We start from the raw sequence: 19,732 nt of genomic DNA on the forward strand, positions 1-19,732 counted from the left end.
GCGAGCAACTTTACACTGACGAGAAAGTAGCCGCAGACCAGATGCTGTTCCGACGTCGAAAAATTCCCACGAGAATCGAACGCCTGCGGGTTGCCGTCTGGCCTCGTCACAGCTGGGTTCGCTCGACGCGCTATTACGGCAAACGGGTTCTCAGGTTGACAGCCACGCCGCATGCCATCGCCATCGGCTTTGCGGCGGGTGCTTTTGCCTCCTTCACTCCGCTGATCGGCTTTCACTTTCTCTTGTCTTTCGCACTTGCATACGTTCTTCGCGGGAACCTGATCGCAGCAGCTCTCGGCACTTCTGTTGGCAATCCGCTGACTTTCCCGTTGATCTGGGCCTCAACGTTCAAGCTCGGCGGCTGGATCTTGAGAGGCAAAGCGCCAGCTCCAGGACATGTGGAAATTCACGAGCAATTTCAGGCCCGCCTTTTGACCAAATCGGTGGATATGCTTTTGCCAATGCTCAAGCCCATGCTGGCCGGCGCGATACCACTTGGACTGATTGTAGGAACGATCAGCTATTTCATCGTCTTCAAGAGTGTCGAGGTCTATCAGACGCGCCGTCGGCATTCCCTGGCGCGCAAACGCGGATTGCTCTCTGACGACATGAACAGCGACATTGGCGAATAGGCACGCACTTTTCTTCAAGAGAAACGGAACCGCCCCATGATCCTCGGCATTGGTAGCGACCTGATAGACATTCGGCGGATCGAGAAGACGCTGAGCCGCTTCGGTGAACGCTTTACAAACCGGGTCTTTACCGACGTTGAGCGGGCCAAATCCGACAGGCGTGCCGAACGTGCTGCGTCCTACGCCAAACGGTTTGCAGCCAAGGAAGCCTGTTCAAAGGCGCTCGGAACCGGGCTGAGAATGGGTATTGCCTGGCGCGAAATGGGGGTGGTCAATCTCCCCTCGGGCAAGCCAACGGTCGCATTGACAGGCGGTGCGGCTGAGCGCCTGGTCGCGATGACACCCGAAAGTTTCATTGCACGTGTGGACCTGACAATCACGGATGATTTTCCGCTGGCGCAGGCCTTTGTCGTGATCACCGCATGGCCGGCCGACTGGCCTGAGGCGCCGAACCCGGACTGACCACGATGCCGCAGCGCATTGCCACTGCCGTTGCAAGCAGATAAGAGTTTCGCGGGGCAATGTTCAAGCCACTTCAGTTTGCGGCGGTTCTGCCGGCAAGCTTCAGCCAAGGGACGACAAAAGCGTGACGGACACCAAGACGGACAAGGACGGCGGTCTCTACGAAACGGTCAAGATCATCGTACAGGCGCTGTTACTGGCCCTGATCGTGCGGACCTTTTTGTTCCAGCCATTTAACATTCCTTCCGGTTCGATGAAGGATACCTTGCTGATCGGCGACTATCTCTTTGTCTCCAAGTTCAGCTACGGTTATTCGCGCTATTCGTTCCCCCTTGGTCTCGGGCCGTTTTCGGGCAGGATCATGGGGTCGGAGCCCGAGCGCGGCGATGTGGTGGTCTTCAAATTGCCGAAAGACAACTCCACTGACTACATCAAGCGCGTCATCGGCCTGCCCGGAGACCGGGTTCAGGTGATTGACGGTGTCGTCCACATCAACGACCAGCCTGTGGAACGCGAACAGATCGACGACTACATCGAAGATACTGGCTTCGGCGTCCAGCGCGTGGCGCGGTACCGCGAAACTCTGCCCAACGGTGTAACCTATGACACGCTTGATCTTACCAGCCGTGGCACGTTGGACAATACCCGGGTCCATGAAGTGCCCGAAGGCCACTATTTCATGATGGGCGACAACCGGGACAACTCCACCGACAGTCGGGTGTTGTCAGCGGTTGGTTATGTGCCGTTCGAAAACCTTGTCGGACGCGCCGAAATCCTGTTCTTCTCCGTGAAGGATGGCGAACCGGCCTGGATGGTGTGGAAATGGCCATGGACCGTGCGTTGGGACCGAATTTTCAAGACGCTCTGACGCGAAAAAACAAACGCCAAGGACACCGCCATGCCGCGCGATGATACCGGCAAAGCCATGATCGAGCTGAAAAAGCGCCTGGGCCATGTCTTTGCGGACGACAAGCTTTTGACGGTTGCACTCACCCACGCAAGCGCGCTCGATCCGTCTGAAAGTGTAGCGGGCAGCTATCAGCGTCTGGAATTTCTAGGTGACCGCGTCCTCGGGCTCGCTGTCGCGACGATGCTCAACGAGCATTTTCCAGATGCCGATGAAGGTGAGCTGGCACGACGCTTCAACCATATGGTCAAGCGCGAAACTTGCGCCGAAATAGCTGCCGAACTGCGCATTGGCGAAGCCATGCGGATCGGTCACAGCGAAGCCCAGACAGGTGGACGCAAAAAGGCCGCTCTTCTGGCCGATATCTGCGAAGCCGTGATCGCGGCCATCTATCTCGACGGCGGGTTCGAAGCGGCTGAACGTTTCATCCAGCGTCTTTGGGAGCCTCGTATGCTAACCTGGAGCGGTCCCTTGCGCGATGCGAAGACCACGCTTCAGGAATGGGCCCAGTCGCGAGGGCTGCCTACCCCGCGCTATGACGTCATCAGCCGCGACGGTCCGGACCATGCGCCGCGATTTATCGTCGGAGTAACGGTCCAGGGACTTGCCCAGGGCAGCGGCAAGGGCGGGTCGAAGCGAATTGCAGAACAAAGTGCGGCGGAAGCCGTTTTGCGCCGGGAAGGCGTCTGGAACGAATAGGATTGGTCTTGAACCAGAACAACGACAACAGTAACGGCGACTTCGACGAAGGTCATGACGACGATCTGCCGCAAAAGGCGCCCAGATTCGACATTCCCCTCCCCGATCCGGACGTCGCGCCCATGCCCGACGACACGCGAGCGGGGTTCATTGCCCTGATCGGCGCGCCGAATGCCGGCAAGTCGACGCTGATTAATCAGCTTGTCGGAACAAAGGTTTCGATCGTAACGCACAAGGTGCAAACGACTCGGGCCATCGTGCGCGGTGTCGCCATGCACGGCAAGTCGCAGCTTGTGCTGGTCGACACGCCAGGCATCTTTCAACCCAAGCGGCGTCTTGACCGCGCCATGGTCGATACGGCGTGGGGCGGCGCGCGTGATGCGGATGCCATCGCCCTTCTCATTGATGCTCGCAAAGGCATCGACGAAGAGGTCGAGGCGATCATGAAACGCCTTGAAGGCATCAAGACGCCGAAGGTGCTGATCCTCAACAAGATCGATGTCGCGAAACGTGAGAAGCTGCTCAAGGTCGCCCAGGCGGCCAATGACATCATCCGCTTCGATGAGACCTTCATGGTGTCGGCCCTGAATGGTGACGGTGCAGAAACCGTTCTGGACTATTTCGCCAATCAGGTCCCCGAAGGGCCCTGGCTTTACCCGGAAGACCAGCCTTCCGACCTGCCGCTTCGCATTCTCGCAGCCGAGATCACACGCGAAAAGCTATTCGAACGGCTGCATCAGGAACTGCCCTACATTTCGACCGTCGAAACCGAGAAGTGGGAAACCAAAAAGAATGGTTCAGCCCGGATCGAGCAGACCATCTACGTAGAGCGTGACAGCCAGAAAAGCATCGTCCTTGGTCATCGGGGCCAGACGATCAAACAAATTTCGCAGGCGGCGCGTCACGAGATCTCTGAAATTATCGAAGCGCCTGCGCACCTGTTTCTTTTCGTCAAGGTGCGCGAGAATTGGGCCGACGACCCGGAACGCTATCGCGAGATGGGGCTGGAGTTTCCCAAATAGCACCGAGCCTCGCACGAAAGTTGCGTGTTTATGAGGCGCCAATGCTTGTCCTCGGCTAAGGTTACATCATGGAATGGACCGGAACCGGCATCGTGCTGGGCGCACGCAAACATGGCGAAGTCGACGTCATCCTTGAGGTAATCACCCAGGAGCGCGGCCGGCACCTCGGGCTTGTGCGCGGCGGTCGTTCGAGAAAGCATCAACCGGTCCTGCAGCCGGGCAACTCAGTTCAATTGACCTGGCGTGCCCGCCTTCCTGCGCATCTGGGAACTTTTTCCGCCGAACTCGTGCAGCCACGCGCAGCGTCATTGATGGGCTCATCACTCGGGCTCAACGCGGTTCAGCACCTGGCGACACTGGTTCGGCTTTTTCCAGAGCGCGACGCGCACCCTAATTTATATGACGCGCTCGAGCTGGTTCTGGACCACCTGGATCGTCCAGAGATCGCCGGCCCGCTTCTTGTCCGGTTTGAACTCGAACTCCTCAACGAGCTCGGCTTCGGCCTCGACCTCACCTCCTGCGCGGCGACCGGACGACAGGACGATTTGGCCTATGTCTCGCCCAAATCCTCTCGAGCTGTCAGCCGAGATGCAGGCCGCCCCTATCATGACAAGCTTTTGCCTCTGCCCGCCTTTCTGGTTGAAGGGCAACGCCAGCAGGGCAGTGAAATCAGTTTCACGGACATTGCCGAAGGGTTTCGGCTGACATCCTTCTTTCTTGAACGTGTCCGGCAGGCATCGCAAAATAATCCGTCGACCAAGCCACCGATCGACCTGCGAGCCCCCTTGCTCACGGCGCTGGAAAAACAATATCGCCAGAACCAGCCTTGGAATTTCATTGACTAGTCATGCAAAAAGGGGCTCAAGGCCCCTTCTCGCATTGATGTATTTCATGGAAGCCTTAGCGACCGACAGGTCGTTCGATGCTGCCGTTGCCATAGATTTTACGGTACCCTTCGCGGCTCTTGGGGCCCTTGCTTCCAGCAACCGGGGCATCAATCGGGCTTTGTCCGACCTTGAGCAGGCGACCTGAGCGATCCGTACCGATGTTGATGAAACCCGGGTTGGACTTTTGATGACTGGCGCCGGCGACCGGAGCATCAATTGAAGCGCCTGGTTTCAAGAAGATCAGATCGCCCTGGCTGCGAGCCAGCGAGGTAAAGCCGGCACCTTGTGCAAAAACGCTTGCGGGAAGAACGACGATGGCTGCTGCGAATGCTGCGGACCGAAGAATGAACTTGCGGGTCATGGACTTGCTACTGTTTTTCGATGTTTCGATCACCGACCCTTGCCGGTAAACAGGAGATGGGATTGGGCTCAATCACCTTCAAAACACATGAGTGTTGTCGCTGCGTGATATCGATCAGGCCCGAAGGGGAACGGCCGCCGCATCCTCGCCCTGGGCAAGGAAGTCTTGCACATCCTTGCTCGCGATTGGCCGGGAATAGTAATAGCCCTGAACCATGGATGCACCGAGGCTCTTGACCACGTTGAGCTCTTCTTCTGTTTCCACCCCCTCGACAATACAGCCAATGCCCATGTCGCGGCTGAGGTTCAACAACGACTTGACGATGCCATAGCCAGCCGATCCGGTGCAGATGTCACTCACGAACGAGCGGTCGATCTTGATCTTGTCGAGCGGAAAGCTGTGGAGGTGCTTCAGACTGGAATAGCCGGTACCGAAATCATCCAGGGCGATACGAACACCGATGGCCTTGAGCGCAGCAATGACGCGCATGACATGCTCGAAGTCCTGGATCATCGCGGTTTCGGTGAGCTCAAAATCGATCCTCTTTGGATCGAAACCGCTCTTGCGGATCTGATCCACAAGATGCGAGGCATGCTGTAGCGTCGCGACATTCTTGGCCGACAGGTTGAAACAGAGACGAATGTGCTCAGGCCAAGCCTTCGCTTCCGCTAGCGCTTTTTGCAACAGGATCTCTGTGAGCCGGTCGATAAAGCCACACCGTTCCGCCACGCCGATGAACACATCAGGTACGATTTCACCCAGAATCGGATGCTTCCATCTGGCCAGCGCTTCAAAGGCCAGAACCTCGTTGCTTTCAATCTGAACAATTGGCTGGAACGCGACCGATATTTCATCGCAAAAGCTGGACGCGTAAAAGCCGCGTTCAATTTCGCGCGTCCGCAGGATTTCCTGCCTGTGTTCGTCCCCAAACAGGAGAACCAGTCCGCCCTTTGCCCTTTTGGCCTGGTAGAGTGTGTAGTCGGCCATTTCGTACAGCTTGTTGGCAGACGTTTCGCCTTCAGGCCGCCTGGCAAATCCGACCGAGCCGCGAATGCCTAGCACCGTCTCCTCAAAGGTAAATGGCTCACTCAGGGCATCACAGACACGCTGACCGAGATCAAGCAAGAGTTCATCGTCATAGTCGCTTTGGATCATGATGCCGAACTCGTCTCCCCCCAGCCGCGACAGGAAAATATCGTCATCAGAAATCGCCACGAGCCGGCTTCCTACTTCCTTCAGCAGCAAATCCCCAACCCTGTGACCATAGATGTCATTGACCGACTTGAAGCCATCAAGATCCAGCAACCCAACCGCGAGCGGCCCCTCCCGACCCGCTTCGTTCTGCAAAACCTCTTCCAGCCTTGCAAAGAAACTTCGGCGGTTCGGCAGGCCTGTCAGACTGTCCAGATTGGCCAGTCGGTGGTTTTCGTCGCTGAGTTTCTGCGTTTCCTCCTGACGTTGAACCAGCTCTTTCTGCTGTTTCAACAGCACCTTGCGGGAAACGATCAGGGCCTCAAAATCCTTGTAGTTGATCCACAAGATGGCAAGCATGGCCATGGAAACCAGGAAGACATTGAGCGACTTGGCAGCAAATACAGAATTTCCCGAGATCAAGACGATTGCGATGAACGCCCCATTGGCAATCAATGTCACGCTGAATGCGGCGGAGCGCACATGCATCAGGCAGAAGATGCAGCCAACGACGGTAATGCCGATGAAAAAAGCAACATGGCTCTGGGCGAATGGGTCGCCATAGGGAAACAGCAGCAGCCCCCAAAGACTGAAGCAGACCGCCAGGACCGAACCGAGCGTGAAAGTGCGCCTCAGGGCTTTGGCCGCAGCCTTAGGGCTTGGCTCATGATTGCGCGATTGCCACCAATAGACCGTTCGGACTCCCGCCACGATGGTCAGCCCGACAGGCACATAGATGGTCAGATAGACGGGAGCCGTCTCGAAAAAAGTCGTAACCAATGCCCAAGCGTTGACCACGACCAAGAAATAGAGAAGCGGAATTTGACGGGAGTTCGCCCGATGCTGCGCCAGAACAAGATCGTCGTTCAGCCTTGCCCGCCTGAAAAGTCTGATAAAATCAAACGTCTTCACCTGAAATCCAATCTACCCAAATCAATCGATCCAAAATCAGCACCTGCCGCAGGCCCTCACCTGCTGTTTCCAGAACCCTTCCGATTCGCATTCTTACCTAACGGCATTTACAACGACTTAATCCGAGCTTTCCGCATCGTCAAAGAATACATTGTCTTGTGACGATGATTAATTCTGCTTTGACGAAATAAACCCAAAGCTGTTTTGCAGAGTCACCTCAACCCTTAACATCTATTGGAGCACATATTTCTCGCCTCGCTCAATGGTGCAAAACGGTGAAAAACTGCCAATTTCAAGCGCATATCCCCTCCAACAGATTGTACGGAAGGTCCAGACCGGCTACCTGAGTATTCATGGGTAATGAGCTGATTCCGCCGGATGGCGTTGAAGGAATTGATCTTCGCGAAGCGCTGGAAGAGCGCTACCTCGCCTATGCGCTTTCCACCATCATGCACCGGGCGCTTCCGGACGTGCGCGATGGGCTCAAACCCGTGCATCGCCGACTTCTCTACGCCATGCGGCTCCTGAAGCTTGACCCGGGCTCCGGCTTCAAGAAATGCGCGCGTGTCGTCGGTGATGTGATCGGTAAGTACCATCCCCATGGCGACCAGGCGGTCTATGATGCCCTTGTGCGTCTGGCTCAGGATTTCGCACAGCGCTACCCTTTGATCGAGGGTCAGGGCAACTTCGGCAATGTCGACGGCGATGGCGCAGCCGCCATGCGTTACACAGAAGCGCGCATGACGGACACCGCCAAGCGCCTGCTTGCCGGACTGGACGAGGACGCCGTCGATTTCCGGGAAACCTACGATGGCGAGGACAAGGAGCCCATCGTTCTGCCAGCCGGTTTCCCGAACCTGCTGGCCAACGGCTCCTCCGGCATCGCTGTCGGCATGGCGACCTCGATCCCGCCGCATAACGCTTATGAATTGTGCCAGGCGTCGCAGCACCTGATCAAGAACCCGAACTGCGAGGCTGAGGAGCTTCTGCAATTCATCAAGGGTCCGGACTTTCCGACCGGCGGTTTGTTGGTGACCGATCAAGGGGCGACACGCGAGGCCTATCTGACCGGCCGCGGCAGTTTCCGCGTCAGGTCACGATGGGAGCGCGAGGAGCTGGACCGTGGGCAATGGCAGATCGTTGTCACGGAGATCCCATATCAGGTTCAAAAGTCGCGCCTGATCGAAAAAATCGCCGAGCTGTTGATCGCCAAGAAGCTGCCGCTTCTCGATGACATTCGCGATGAAAGTGCGGAAGACGTCCGCGTTGTTCTCGTGCCCAGGTCGCGGAACGTCGACCCGGCGATCTTGATGGAGTCGCTGTTCAAGCTGACCGACCTTGAAAACCGGTTCTCGCTGAACATGAATGTCCTGTCCCAGGGCAAGGTTCCCATGGTTATGGGCGTCAAGCAGGTTTTGCGTGAGTGGCTCGACCACCGCAAGGAAGTGCTGGTACGCCGATCAGAACACCGCCTTGCGCAGATCAATCACAGGCTCGAAGTTCTCGAAGGCTACCTCGTTGCCTATCTGAACCTTGATGAAGTGATCCGCATCATTCGCGAGGAAGATGATGCCAAGGGCACATTGATCAAGACGTTTGAGCTGACCGATGTTCAGGCTGAAGCCATCTTGAACATGCGACTGCGGTCCTTGCGCAAGCTTGAAGAACTCGAGATCCGCAAGGAACACGACAAGCTTTCCGAGGAAAAAGACGGACTGATCAAGCTGCTTGGATCGGATGCCCGCCAGTGGACCAGCATCAGCAAGGAAATTGGCGAGATTTCCAAGGCCTACGGCCCCGAAACCGAGATCGGCAAACGCCGGACCGGATTTGCGGATGCACCGGAGCATGACATCGTCGACATTCAACAGGCGATGATTGAAAAAGAGCCGATCACGGTGATCGTTTCGGAAAAAGGCTGGATCCGTGCCCTGAAGGGACATCAGGCAGAGCTTGGCAATCTGTCCTTCAAACAAGGCGACAAGTTGAAACTGTCGTTCCATGCCGAGACAACAGACAAGATCCTGCTCTTTTCTACCGGCGGCAAGTTCTTCACGCTTGGCGCCGACCGGCTACCGGGCGGGCGTGGGCACGGTGAACCGATCCGCCTCATGGTCGAAATGGACGAAGCCCAGGACATTATCAGCGCCTTCGTTCACAAACCGGGACGCAAACTTCTCTTGGCCAGCAACGAGGCGCGCGGCTTTGTGGTTATGGAAGATGACCTGATTGCCAACACCCGAAAGGGAAAACAGGTTCTGAACCTCACCACGCCGGCCGAGGCAACGCTGTGTGTCGAGGCCAGTGGCGATCAGGTGGCTGTCATCGGTCAGAACCGCAAGCTGCTGATCTTCCCGCTATCTCAGATCACTCAGATGACGCGCGGCCGCGGTGTGCGCCTGCAAAGATACCGTGACGGAGACCTGTCTGATATTCGCACCTTCAAGGGCGATGATGGTCTGACCTGGATGGATGCTTCCGGACGTAGCTTCAACCGCTCTCTGGAGGAATTGGCTGAATGGTGCGGTGAACGCGGCCAGGCCGGACGCCTGCCTCCGTCTGGCTTCCCGAGATCCAACAAATTCGGAACGCCAAGCCTCTAAAAAGCGCCAGAGAGTGCTGCCACGGCGTGTCCATGAGGCTTCTGCGTGGAATTTCCCTCGACGTAGCCACCTGGCCAAGTCATCCTGATGGAAAGAGATTCCATTTCGTCGGGGGAGCAAATGATCGGCAGTTTTGCCTTTAATACCAGCGCCAGGATCTTGTTCGAGAATGGCGCCGCCTCGCGGATCAGCACTTCTGGCGCGCCTTTTCTGGGCTCCCGCCCTTTCATCATTACCGACAAGGGCATCATAGCTGCCGGTCTACTGGAGGCGACGATTGCCGACCTTTGCGAAGGGGGCCATTCCTTAGAGCTTTTCACCGCGGTGACGGCCGATCCGGCGCTTGCACTTGTTGACCAGGCCGTGGAGGCCGCGCGGCATCACGGAGCGACTTCGATCATCGGTTTTGGCGGCGGGTCGTCGCTGGACGTTGCCAAGCTCGTGGCGCTGCTTCTCGGCAGTGATGAAGACCTGAACGAAGCCTGGGGAGTTGGCAACGCAAAAGGACCCCGCCTGCCACTCATTCTCGTTCCGACAACGGCAGGGACCGGATCCGAGGTCACGCCAATTTCGATTATCACGGTGGAAGACGACGAGAAACGTGGTGTTGTCTCGCCCGTTATCCTGCCCGACCTTGCCGTTCTTGATCCCCAGCTCACCATTGGGCTCCCCGCGCATGTCTCGGCGGCAACGGGTATAGACGCCATGGTTCACGCAATCGAGGCCTATAGTTCCACCAGTGACAACAACAACCCTGTTTCCAAGGCACTTGCTGTCGAGGCACTGAAGCTTCTCGGTGCGAACATTGAAACCGCGGTGTTCGAACCACGCAACGAGGCCGCCCGCGGCGCGATGTTGCTCGGCTCCATGCTCGCAGGAATGGCTTTTGCCAATTCCCCGGTCGCAGCAGTTCACGCCCTCGCCTACCCGATCGGCGGCACTTTTCATGTGGCCCATGGACTGTCCAACGCTCTGATTTTGCCGCATGTCCTCCGCTTCAATGCGGTCAAGGCTGCAGAAGTCTACTCCGAGCTCGCACCACGCGTCTTTCCGGAGCTTGCCATGCTGAACGACAAGCAGGACCGCGCAGCGGCTTTCGCTGATGAACTAGGGCGTATGACCGAACGGCTAGGCCTGCAGACAACGCTTAGAGAAGTCGGCATCCGTTCTGAGGACTTGCCGAAGATGGCAAGAGACGCGATGAAGCAAACGCGGCTCTTGATCAACAATCCGCGGCCACTTTCGGAGGCGGATGCCCTGGCGATTTACGAGGCCGCTCTTTGAGTGCCCGACCCATACCTACCGCCAGAAACGAGTTTGCCGTTTTTCGTCAAATAGACACACGCTGGATGGATGTGGATATCTACGGGCACGTCAACAACGTGCAGTATCTGAGCTTCTTCGATACAGCTGTAAACAGTTGGTATGTCGAGAAGGGTTTGATCGATCCAGCGCGTTCGAACAACATTTTCCTGGTTGTCGAGACAGGGTGCCATTACTTCGCAGAACTGAAATTTCCCGAGACGATCGACGCAGGCATCAGGTCTTTGAAAATCGGTTCATCGTCAGTGATTTACGAGATTGCCCTGTTCAAGGAAAACGAAACGGAAGCAGCAGCTCAAGGACGCTTCGTTCATGTGCTCGTTGACCGGGAAACCCGCCGACCCATCCGCATCCCCGACGATATTCGCAAGGTTTTGGAAGAACTCGGCGCACCAGCTTAACGAGCGAGCAAAGGGTGAGCTACCTGCGTTACAATCCACATATTACCCACAGGCTACGCACAGGTTATCCGTAGTTCTTCATGATCCTGGATTTCTCACGGTCCCAGTCCCGTTTTTTCTCGGTTTCACGCTTGTCGTGGACCTTCTTACCGCGTGCCAGAGCGATCTCCAGCTTCGCTCTGCCCTGCTCGTTGAAATAGAGCTTGAGCGGAACGATGGTCTTGCCTTCCTTCTGCACGGCACCGGCAAACTTGCCGATCTCACGCTTGTGCAGCAAGAGCTTTCTCGGGCGACGCGGTTCATGGTTGAACCGGTTTCCCTGGAGATATTCGGGAATGTAGACGTTGTAGATCCAGATCTCACCGTTGTGCTCGGCCGCGTAGGATTCGCCGATGTTAGCCTTGCCCGTGCGCAAGGATTTCACCTCGGTTCCCTTCAGCTCGATACCGGCTTCAACGGTGTCTTCAATCTCGAAATTGAAACGGGCCTTCCTGTTGTCGGAGATGATCGTCCGACCGGGAGGACCTCCGCGTTTGGGGGCCATCTTCTTGTCCTTGTAACTTGGAACCCGGCGCTTTCGCCGGGTTCGGTTGCCTTTTGAGGCTCTCTAGTTGATCAATCCGGCATGCACCAGGGCGGAGCGGATCGCGACCTGCGTCTCCTCAGACACGGGCACCAGCGGCAAACGAACAGTGTTGTCCAGCTTGCCAAGCAGCGACAGTGCATATTTGGCACCGGTCGGATTCGGCTCTATGAACAGCGCCTGATGCAGTGGCGCCAACCGGTCCTGGATTGAGAGCGCGGTTGCGTAGTCGCCGGCCTGGCATGCAGCCTGGAACTCTGAACACAGTTTCGGTGCGACATTCGCCGTTACCGAGATGCAACCGGTTCCACCATGCGCATTGAAACCAAGCGCGGTGATATCTTCACCGGAAAGCTGAACAAAGTCAGGACCACACAGGCGGCGCTGCTGGCTTGCCTTTGCAAGGTTCGCGGTCGCATCTTTTACACCGGCAATGTTTTTGCAGGTCTTGAAGAGCTCGGCCATTGTCTCCGGGCTCATGTCGATGGCGGAGCGACCCGGGATGTTATAGATATAGATCGGAATTCCGACCGCCTCATCAATCGCTCGGAAATGCGCCTTCAAACCTGCCTGGTTGGGCTTGTTGTAATAGGGCGTGACGATCAGCAGCGCGTCTGCACCCGCCTTCTCGGCAAAATTCGCAAGGTCAATCGCTTCGGCAGTATTGTTTGATCCGGCACCAGCCATCACTGGAACGCGGCCGCCAGCGGCCTCGATGCAAAGCTCGACCAGCCGCTTGTGCTCATCATGGCTGAGCGTCGGGCTTTCACCGGTCGTGCCCACAGGCACCAAGCCGTTGCTGCCCTGTTTTATCTGCCAATCGACAAAGTCCTGAAACCGTTTCTCATCAAGCGCCCCGTCCTTGAACGGCGTAATCAGCGCTGGAATCGATCCCTTGAACATTTCGGTTTCCTCTATCGGTTTGGCAGTCAACATCAGGCCGCGCCTGAACGGATCGGCACCATAGTCGCCTGCCGGTTTTGGGGCAATGCCCAAACCCTTTAGCCCGCTGAGTATCTTGCGTTTTTACTTCATCAGTGGCTTTGCGGATCTGGCTATCTGGCCAGAGCTCTCCTACCATTTGTTCAAATGGAAGAATGCTGGAGGAAAACAGGCCATGGAGAACAACCACACCACCCCGACTGCGCCGATTGCCGAACGGGTGATGTGCGCGGAGCCGGTCACCTTCCACTGGAAAAGCCATGACGGGCTGACACTACATGGCGTCGATTGGCAGCCGGACCCTTCAGTCGCGGTAGACCTTCCGCCGCTCCTGTGTCTTCCGGGACTGTCCCGCAACACAAAGGATTTTCGCGAAATCGCCCGGTTCCTTCAGCGCCAGGGACTGAGGGTCATCGCCCTTGATTACCGGGGGCGCGGGCAAAGCGACTGGGACCCGGAATGGCACAACTACGCAATCCCGATCGAGGGCCATGACATTGATGCCGCCATCAATCACCTGGATCTGAAACGCTTCTCGATCCTCGGCACCTCCCGCGGCGGTATTCATGCCATGGCAATGGCCGAGAGATTTGGCCCCGATCGGATTGCTGCGATCGCGCTCAACGACATCGGTCCTCATATCAAGATGAAGGCCATCCATCGGATCGCCGCGACGCTCGGCAAAACCATGAGCTTTCCCAGCAAGGCCGTCTGCGGCGAAAGGTTGAAGAGCCTTCTTGGTCAGCAGTTTCCCAAGCTGTCGCGCGACAACTGGATCCATCTCGCCGAGCAACTCGGCGCGGAAACACCCGGTGATTTCAGGCTGGAATATGATCCAGCGCTCGGCAAGACATTGGCCCTAAACGACGAAGCTGCGTCGATTCCGGACCTTTGGCCCTTGTTCGAGACAATCGTGCCAATACCCATGCTCGTTTTGCGCGGTGAGCATTCTGATCTTCTGAGCAAAGAAACCTGTCAGAAGATGACCGAAATGCACCCCGGCACCGAGTGCCTGACGGTCCCCGACGAGGGCCATGCCCCGCTGCTGTGGGATGAGCCGACACAGAGCCGGATTCTTCATTTTCTCGCAAGGCACTCTTAGGCGGCCTTTTCGAAGCGCCGCTGTTCCCGAAGATTTTCCGGAAGCTGCCCACGCCAAAAATAATCAAAAGAAATCAGACTGAAAAAGCAAAAAGCCCGGCGTTGCCGCCGGGCTTCTCTTCAATCCTAGGAAAGGATCGAATTAGAACGTGCGCTGTACGCGGAAACCAGCGAGGATCTCGTCCTGGTCGCCAGCACCGTCAACGTCGGTGTTCGCGTAGCCCATGTCAACGCCGAGAGCGAGACCGGAAACCGGTGTCCAGCTAACGGAACCGTCGATTGCCCAACGCGTCACGTCAACTGTGGAGTTGCCAAGGTCAATGCTCATGTAAGAACCGTCAAGAGCGAGGCCAACGGTCGACGTTGCCTGGTGGTAAACACCACCGGACAGGGAGTAACCGGTGGAGGTGTCGCCGTTTGCAGCCGCGTCATAAATAGACACGCCGTTGTAAGCGGCCGTAGCACCCGTCGCAGCACCGATGTAAGCCAGAGCGCCATCAGCATACTGAGCCTGGAACGCAATGTTGGAACCGGAAGCGAGCATCGGCAGGTCGATGATTACACCACCACCGATGGCCCAACCAACAGCACCGTCGTTAGCTGCAACTGCCGGGCGAACGTTGTGCAGAGCACCCATGACCTGTGCAGAACCCCAACCCTGGTCAACGCGCAGGTTTGCGACGAGATCAGGAATCTTGTGGCCAGCGTAGGAACCAACTTCGCGCAGCGAACCGTCTTCGAGAGACAGGGTTGCGGAGAAGCCGTTGCCGAATGCAGCGGTGTAAGCGAGAACGTTGGAAGTGTTGTCCGACCAGTTACGACCGACGACGCCCATGAACGCCTGACCGGTGAAGTAATCGAAGAACGAAGTAACGTGACCGAAGGTCAGACCGCCCCACTGGATGTAAGCGGAACCGAGAGAGAAGCTTTCGCCGCCGTTCGTGTTCGTGCCGTAGATTTCAGTGAAGGTGCGCAGCAGACCGAATTCGGTGTTGGTGCGGCTGTCGAGGTACAGGTAACCACGAGCGAAGAAGGAAGTGTCGTTCGCAGAACGATCGTCCCAGTCGCCGTTGTCGCCGAAGTTGTTAGCTGTGTACTGAACACGAACACGGCCGCCAACGCGCAGGCAAGTTTCGGTGCCTGGGATGTAGTAGAAGCGAGCGCCGTAAGCGTCACAAACGCGAACGTAGTCAACTGGCTCCGGAGCAACCGGAAGATCGGCAGCCTGGGCGCCGGTGGCAGCAGCTGCAGCAGCAGCGCCGAGCATAAGGCTCTTAAAGTTCATTTCTGACCTCCAAATCAGTCATGTTAATGACGACTTGCCTCACTGAGGCTGGGCATCTGCCGCTAGTCATCTAATCCCCGCGAAAATCTCTGGAGATGCTCTGACCCGAATGTTGGATATCCGGAAGTGCAAACCAGTGCGGCCCGAAAGCCGCTCGCAAAATGACCATACGCATCGAGATTGGAGTCGCAACAACGAAAAGCCGAACAGACCCGCCACGGCTTTGTTTCAAATTCCGGTGTTGCGTGAATGACACAGATTTGGCGGTCGCAGTAAGGTTTCGTTAGGAAAGAAGACCCGCCTAAAGCGAAAATCACCGCATTTTCAGTTATCAACGCGCTCCCAACGATCACATAGCCCCTGCCCGCGACGCGATCTGATTCCCCCTTTTAAACGGGGACAGCCCGGCAGGGTGGAATCTGCCGGGCTGCATGACTGACCGGAGATCAGAAGATCAACTGGCCAGGATTTTTATGATCCTGAGATTAGAACGTGCGCTGAACGCGGAAACCAGCAAGGATTTCGTCCTGATCAGCATCGTCGACTTCGGTGTTCGCGTAACCAACATCAACACCCAGTGCGAGACCGGAAACAGGCTCCCACTGAACGGAGCCGTCGATTGCGTAGCGTGTCACGTCGGTCTCATCGCCAAGCTCGAGATCCATGTAGGAGCCATCAAGCGCAAGACCAATGGTCGATGTTGCCTGGTGGTAGACACCGCCGCCGATGGAGAAACCGGTGGACGTGTCGCCATCAGCTGCATAGTCGGAATAATCCGAATCCGCGCCGATGTAGGCCAGCGCGCCATCAACATAGACCGCCTGGAATGCGATGTTGGAACCGGAGGACAGCATCGGCAGGTCGATGGTCACACCGCCACCGATTGCCCAGCCCAGAGAACCATCGATCGATGCATCCAGGGGACGAACGTTGTGGAGAGCACCCATAAGCTGAGCGGAGCCCCAACCCTGATCAACGCGCAGGTTGGCGACCAAGTCGGGCACCTTTTGACCGGCATAATCGCCGTTTTCGCGGAAGTTGCTGTCCTCGAGAGACACTGTCGCGGAGAAGCCGTTGCCGAATGCAGCGGTGTAGGCTGCGAGGTTCACGGTGGTGTCAGACCAGTTACGACCAACAACGCCGATGAAAGACTGACCGGTGAAGTAGTCAAAGAAGGAGGTCGCGTGACCGAAAGTGAGACCACCCCACTGAACGTAGGCTTTTCCGAGAGAGAAGCTTTCGCCGCCGTCGGAATTGGTGCCGTAGATCTCAGTGAAGGTGCGCAGCAGACCGAATTCGGTGTTCGTGCGGCTGTCGAGGTACAGATAACCACGAGCGAAGAATGTGGAATCGTCGGATGTGCGATCACCCCAGGCGCCGTCGTCAGCGAAGTTGTTGGCAACATACTGAACACGAACACGGCCACCTACACGCAGGCAAGTTTCGGTGCCCGGGATGTAATAGAAGCGCGAACCGTAAGCGTCACAGACGCGGACGTAGTCGACGGGCTCCGGAGCGACCGGAAGGTCGGCAGCCTGGGCGCCGGTGGTGGCAGCAGCTGCGGCGGCAGCGCCGAGCATAAGGCTCTTAAAGTTCATTTCTGACCTCATAGATCTCTTCTGGTCCAGCAAGCCGCTTATCGGCAAGCTTCGCCAATTCGTAATTCACGCGGCCCATACATTACTTTTTGTAATGCCCAAATTTACAGGGCCTGCCGTTCACGAATTGAAAAAACCACAGCGGGTCTCGATCACGCAAGGCAGATTATAATTACACTGCTCTGTTTAGTTTTTGTGTGATATTTTTACAATACATTGTTTTTCCAGTTTATTTCATGTACATCAAGAATTTTATCGAGCGTCACTGGAACAAATTGAACGAGGTCACCGTTCATTTCACTTTCACAATCAGAAAACCTTTGGACTTCAGAGAGTATCTCCCTTTAGAGAAATTAGATATTTTTGTTATTTAAAATTACACTATATCGTTTACTCATCACTTTTTTCGTGAGCAAATTACACTCATCAGTATAGTCTGGATTTAAGGTGTTTATCTTCACTTTCAAGAGATGAAATAGGTCTCTTGAAAACACCGAATTCGAGCCTGAAAAGACAAGGCCAACAGCTTCAAAACGGAAGTTTCCGAACAACAATTGAAGAAGTCTCGAATCGACCAACGCAGCGAAGGGAGAGCTTTTCCCGCCCTTGAGCCCTATAGGCCCATCATTTGGGCGTATCGTTGCGGATGAATCGGCGCACAAGACATGCCGAAAGCAGGCGGGAATAGAGGGGCCCTCTCTGCAACGCCAGGGAGCACGCTCTAGCGGATGAACAGATCGACAGAGTCGCTGAGACCCGCTGAATCGACGACGGTTATGCTCGTCGCACCCGGGCCTTCGGGCTCAAACGACAATTGGGAGGCAAAGCTTCTTGCCGACATCGGCTGGCCGTCGACGAACCAGCTAAAGGGCCGCGTCCCACCCTGAAGCTTGACGACAAGTGGCAGGCCCTGCCGCCCTTCCCCCAGTCCGAGATCGATCGTGCCAGACTGGGGCGGGTAGCTGATTTCCAACGAGTGGGCCGCGCCGGCCGCCGGTTTGTGCACTCTCGCAGCACGCAATGGCAAAGGCAGATCGGCGGCCGCCATCTTCAGGGTCCCGCGTGGTGCAGCAGGAAGTGGATCAGGGGCCTTCTTCAGCCTTTGAAAGGCTTCGAACAACAGCGGAACGGCAGATCCGGCGCCGGTCATTCCCGGCATTGGCGTTCCGTCAGCACGTCCAACCCAGACGCCAACAACATGCCGGCCATCGTAGCCAATCGCCCAGGCATCCCGATAGCCATAAGCGGTGCCGGTCTTGTAGGCGATCTGGCTCGCGCCGGCGGCGCGGGGCTGCGGCAACCCGGTAAGCACATCGCCAACATGCCATGCAGCGACGTCTTCCAATATCCGGCGTGACCTTGGGTGGCCGCTTCTAGATGCCTCCAGGTGCAGTGAAATCGAATGGCCACCATTTCCAAGCGCGCCAAAAAGGTGGGTCAGGTCCCACAGACTCATTCCTAGACCACCAAGGCCGATGGCAAGTCCGGGAGCATCCGCGCCGCCAATGACGACCCCTGCCCCGCTTCTCTTGATTCTTGCCACCAGCTTTGCTGGGCCCACGGCTTCGAGCAGCTGGATCGCAGGGGTATTCAAGGAGAGCTGCAAGGCCTCTCGGACACTGACCCGTCCCTGATAGGCCAAATCAAAGTTGGTGGGCTTGTAACCACCAATATCGATGGGACGGTCGTCAATTGTGCTTTCGGGATGCGCAATGCCGTCTTCGAACGCCAGTCCATAGATGAACGGCTTGAGCGTTGATCCCGGCGAGCGGATGGCACGGGTCATGTCAATGTGCCCCAGTCGCGCTTCATCCATCAGATTCGGAGACCCGACGCTCGCCAATACCTCCCCGCTCCGATGATCCGCGACAAGGAGCGCTGCAGAGACCTTTGGGCCCATAGCATCTATGCGTTGATCAATCAGAGTTTCCAGTGCCTGTTGAAGAGACGCATCCAGGGTCAGGTGATGGATAGTTTCGGCTTCTTTCGAGGCGACAACTGCCCTAGCGGCATGTGCTGCGAGGAAAGGCATAGAGCGCCGTTTGACCTGCACATTCTCAACGCGTGCCGCTTCAGCATCATCCTCAGACAACACACCGGCAATAACTGCACGGTCCAGCACACGATCGCGCGCGGCCTGCGCTGCCGATTCAAACCTGTCCGGTCTCCGTGCCTCCGGTGATTGCGGCAAAGCAACGAGCAGTGCCGCCTCCGCAGGTGTCAAACGTCGTGGTTCCTTGCCGAACCAGGTCAATGCCGCAGCCCGTATGCCCTCCAGATTTCCACCGAAGGGCGCGCGAAGCGCATAAAGCTCGAGGATGTCCTCCTTGGAAAGATCTGATTCCAGCCTTAGTGCGGCGAGGATCTGATGGTATTTGGCCGAGAGGCTACGCGTCGGTCGTTCTCGCAGCAGGCGCGCAGTCTGCATTGTGAGGGTCGACGCGCCCGAGACGACATGGCCGGAGGACAGCAGCTGATAAGCTGCACGAACCATGGCCCTGACATCGATCCCGCGATGCTGATCAAATCGACGATCCTCATAGGCTTTGAGCATCTTCCAATAGAGAGGATCGACGTCATGAACGGTGACGGGTAAGCGCCATTTCTCGTCCGGTGTGGTGAAGGCGCGCAAAAGCTGCCCATTGCGATCAAGAACGGTCTTTGAGATCGTCAGGTCGGCTGGGCTCAAGCTCGAAGGCAGGGCGCGGTAGTCCAGATAGACCTTGCCCGCACCGGTCAAGACAGCAGCGCTGAAGACAGCCAGACCGATGGCAGAAAACCGCCACCGCTTTTTGGTTTCTTTACGCAATCCCTTCACGTCTG

General features: G+C 56.8%; 17 protein-coding genes. 10 read left to right on the forward strand and 7 right to left on the reverse strand.

What is annotated here, in order from left to right; genetic code table 11:
- The first annotated feature begins 41 nt into the window (after window positions 1-41).
- The 6 genes from ABJZ52_RS21925 to recO all read left to right on the forward strand — a co-directional run bounded on the left by ABJZ52_RS21925 (window position 42) and on the right by recO (window position 4,567).
- Complete coding sequence (locus ABJZ52_RS21925; protein ID WP_348186987.1) at window positions 42-632, forward strand: DUF2062 domain-containing protein; 591 nt, start codon at window positions 42-44, stop codon at window positions 630-632.
- A 36-nt stretch (window positions 633-668) separates the two neighbouring features.
- Entirely contained in the window at window positions 669-1,094 is a 426-nt protein-coding gene (gene acpS / locus ABJZ52_RS21930) for a holo-ACP synthase (RefSeq protein WP_348186988.1), read from the forward strand.
- 124 nt (window positions 1,095-1,218) lie between these two features.
- On the forward strand, window positions 1,219-1,962 hold the full coding sequence (gene lepB, locus ABJZ52_RS21935) for a signal peptidase I (RefSeq protein WP_348186989.1): 744 nt from the start codon (window positions 1,219-1,221) through the stop codon (window positions 1,960-1,962).
- A 30-nt stretch (window positions 1,963-1,992) separates the two neighbouring features.
- Window positions 1,993-2,700 (forward strand): ribonuclease III, encoded by a 708-nt coding sequence (rnc, locus tag ABJZ52_RS21940; protein WP_348186990.1) that lies wholly within the window; start codon window positions 1,993-1,995, stop codon window positions 2,698-2,700.
- A 122-nt stretch (window positions 2,701-2,822) separates the two neighbouring features.
- The gene (gene era / locus ABJZ52_RS21945; protein WP_348187174.1) at window positions 2,823-3,722 is read left to right on the forward strand and encodes a GTPase Era; all 900 of its coding nucleotides are present in this window, start codon (window positions 2,823-2,825) and stop codon (window positions 3,720-3,722) included.
- A gap of 68 nt (window positions 3,723-3,790) precedes the next feature.
- Window positions 3,791-4,567: a DNA repair protein RecO gene (gene recO / locus ABJZ52_RS21950; protein WP_348186991.1), complete on the forward strand. Its 777-nt coding sequence runs from the start codon at window positions 3,791-3,793 to the stop codon at window positions 4,565-4,567.
- 55 nt (window positions 4,568-4,622) lie between these two features.
- On the opposite strand, the gene ABJZ52_RS21955 is transcribed toward recO, so the two are convergent.
- Both ABJZ52_RS21955 and ABJZ52_RS21960 read right to left on the reverse strand, forming a co-directional pair.
- Complete coding sequence (locus ABJZ52_RS21955) at window positions 4,623-4,970, reverse strand: hypothetical protein (protein ID WP_348186993.1); 348 nt, start codon at window positions 4,968-4,970, stop codon at window positions 4,623-4,625.
- Between the two features lie 114 nt (window positions 4,971-5,084).
- A complete protein-coding gene (locus tag ABJZ52_RS21960; protein WP_348186995.1) occupies window positions 5,085-7,073 on the reverse strand; it encodes an EAL domain-containing protein in 1,989 nt (662 codons plus the stop codon).
- A 353-nt stretch (window positions 7,074-7,426) separates the two neighbouring features.
- Between ABJZ52_RS21960 and parC the strand changes: the two genes are divergently transcribed.
- From parC to ABJZ52_RS21975, 3 genes are all read left to right on the forward strand, one after another.
- Window positions 7,427-9,676, forward strand: coding sequence for a DNA topoisomerase IV subunit A (gene parC / locus ABJZ52_RS21965; protein WP_348186997.1), 2,250 nt, complete (start codon window positions 7,427-7,429; stop codon window positions 9,674-9,676).
- A 123-nt stretch (window positions 9,677-9,799) separates the two neighbouring features.
- Window positions 9,800-10,960: an iron-containing alcohol dehydrogenase gene (locus tag ABJZ52_RS21970; protein ID WP_348187176.1), complete on the forward strand. Its 1,161-nt coding sequence runs from the start codon at window positions 9,800-9,802 to the stop codon at window positions 10,958-10,960.
- An 11-nt stretch (window positions 10,961-10,971) separates the two neighbouring features.
- Window positions 10,972-11,400 carry a thioesterase family protein gene (locus tag ABJZ52_RS21975; RefSeq protein WP_348187178.1) on the forward strand — a complete coding sequence of 143 codons (429 nt, stop codon included), beginning with the start codon at window positions 10,972-10,974 and terminating at the stop codon, window positions 11,398-11,400.
- A gap of 64 nt (window positions 11,401-11,464) precedes the next feature.
- On the opposite strand, the gene smpB is transcribed toward ABJZ52_RS21975, so the two are convergent.
- Both smpB and dapA read right to left on the reverse strand, forming a co-directional pair.
- The gene (gene smpB / locus ABJZ52_RS21980; protein WP_348186999.1) at window positions 11,465-11,944 is read right to left on the reverse strand and encodes an SsrA-binding protein SmpB; all 480 of its coding nucleotides are present in this window, start codon (window positions 11,942-11,944) and stop codon (window positions 11,465-11,467) included.
- Window positions 11,945-12,007: 63 nt separating this feature from the next.
- Window positions 12,008-12,886 (reverse strand): 4-hydroxy-tetrahydrodipicolinate synthase, encoded by an 879-nt coding sequence (gene dapA / locus ABJZ52_RS21985; RefSeq protein WP_348187180.1) that lies wholly within the window; start codon window positions 12,884-12,886, stop codon window positions 12,008-12,010.
- A 214-nt stretch (window positions 12,887-13,100) separates the two neighbouring features.
- Between dapA and ABJZ52_RS21990 the strand changes: the two genes are divergently transcribed.
- Window positions 13,101-14,027: an alpha/beta hydrolase gene (locus tag ABJZ52_RS21990; protein WP_348187001.1), complete on the forward strand. Its 927-nt coding sequence runs from the start codon at window positions 13,101-13,103 to the stop codon at window positions 14,025-14,027.
- 141 nt (window positions 14,028-14,168) lie between these two features.
- Here the strand turns inward: ABJZ52_RS21990 and ABJZ52_RS21995 are convergent, their stop codons facing one another.
- From ABJZ52_RS21995 to pbpC, 3 genes are all read right to left on the reverse strand, one after another.
- Window positions 14,169-15,311, reverse strand: a complete 1,143-nt coding sequence (locus ABJZ52_RS21995) for a porin (protein ID WP_348187003.1) — start codon at window positions 15,309-15,311, stop codon at window positions 14,169-14,171.
- A 485-nt stretch (window positions 15,312-15,796) separates the two neighbouring features.
- The gene (locus ABJZ52_RS22000; RefSeq protein ID WP_348187005.1) at window positions 15,797-16,909 is read right to left on the reverse strand and encodes a porin; all 1,113 of its coding nucleotides are present in this window, start codon (window positions 16,907-16,909) and stop codon (window positions 15,797-15,799) included.
- Window positions 16,910-17,630: 721 nt separating this feature from the next.
- Window positions 17,631-19,718 (reverse strand): penicillin-binding protein 1C, encoded by a 2,088-nt coding sequence (gene pbpC, locus ABJZ52_RS22005; RefSeq protein WP_348187007.1) that lies wholly within the window; start codon window positions 19,716-19,718, stop codon window positions 17,631-17,633.
- Window positions 19,719-19,732: the final 14 nt, after the last annotated feature.

This window comes from Roseibium sp., assembly GCF_039982295.1.
GTDB lineage: Bacteria > Pseudomonadota > Alphaproteobacteria > Rhizobiales > Stappiaceae > Roseibium.

Bases quoted from the DNA above. Each gene is read 5' to 3' on its own strand.
- ABJZ52_RS22000 (WP_348187005.1), bottom strand. From the start codon at position 16,909: ATGAACTTTAAGAGCCTTATGCTCGGCGCTGCCGCCGCAGCTGCTGCC.
- smpB (WP_348186999.1), bottom strand. From the start codon at position 11,944: ATGGCCCCCAAACGCGGAGGTCCTCCCGGTCGGACGATCATCTCCGAC.
- rnc (WP_348186990.1), top strand. From the start codon at position 1,993: ATGCCGCGCGATGATACCGGCAAAGCCATGATCGAGCTGAAAAAGCGC.
- recO (WP_348186991.1), top strand. From the start codon at position 3,791: ATGGAATGGACCGGAACCGGCATCGTGCTGGGCGCACGCAAACATGGC.
- ABJZ52_RS21990 (WP_348187001.1), top strand. From the start codon at position 13,101: ATGGAGAACAACCACACCACCCCGACTGCGCCGATTGCCGAACGGGTG.
- acpS (WP_348186988.1), top strand. From the start codon at position 669: ATGATCCTCGGCATTGGTAGCGACCTGATAGACATTCGGCGGATCGAG.
- ABJZ52_RS21955 (WP_348186993.1), bottom strand. From the start codon at position 4,970: ATGACCCGCAAGTTCATTCTTCGGTCCGCAGCATTCGCAGCAGCCATC.
- ABJZ52_RS21925 (WP_348186987.1), top strand. From the start codon at position 42: ATGCTGTTCCGACGTCGAAAAATTCCCACGAGAATCGAACGCCTGCGG.
- dapA (WP_348187180.1), bottom strand. From the start codon at position 12,886: ATGTTCAAGGGATCGATTCCAGCGCTGATTACGCCGTTCAAGGACGGG.
- parC (WP_348186997.1), top strand. From the start codon at position 7,427: ATGGGTAATGAGCTGATTCCGCCGGATGGCGTTGAAGGAATTGATCTT.
- era (WP_348187174.1), top strand. From the start codon at position 2,823: ATGCCCGACGACACGCGAGCGGGGTTCATTGCCCTGATCGGCGCGCCG.
- ABJZ52_RS21995 (WP_348187003.1), bottom strand. From the start codon at position 15,311: ATGAACTTTAAGAGCCTTATGCTCGGCGCTGCTGCTGCAGCTGCTGCC.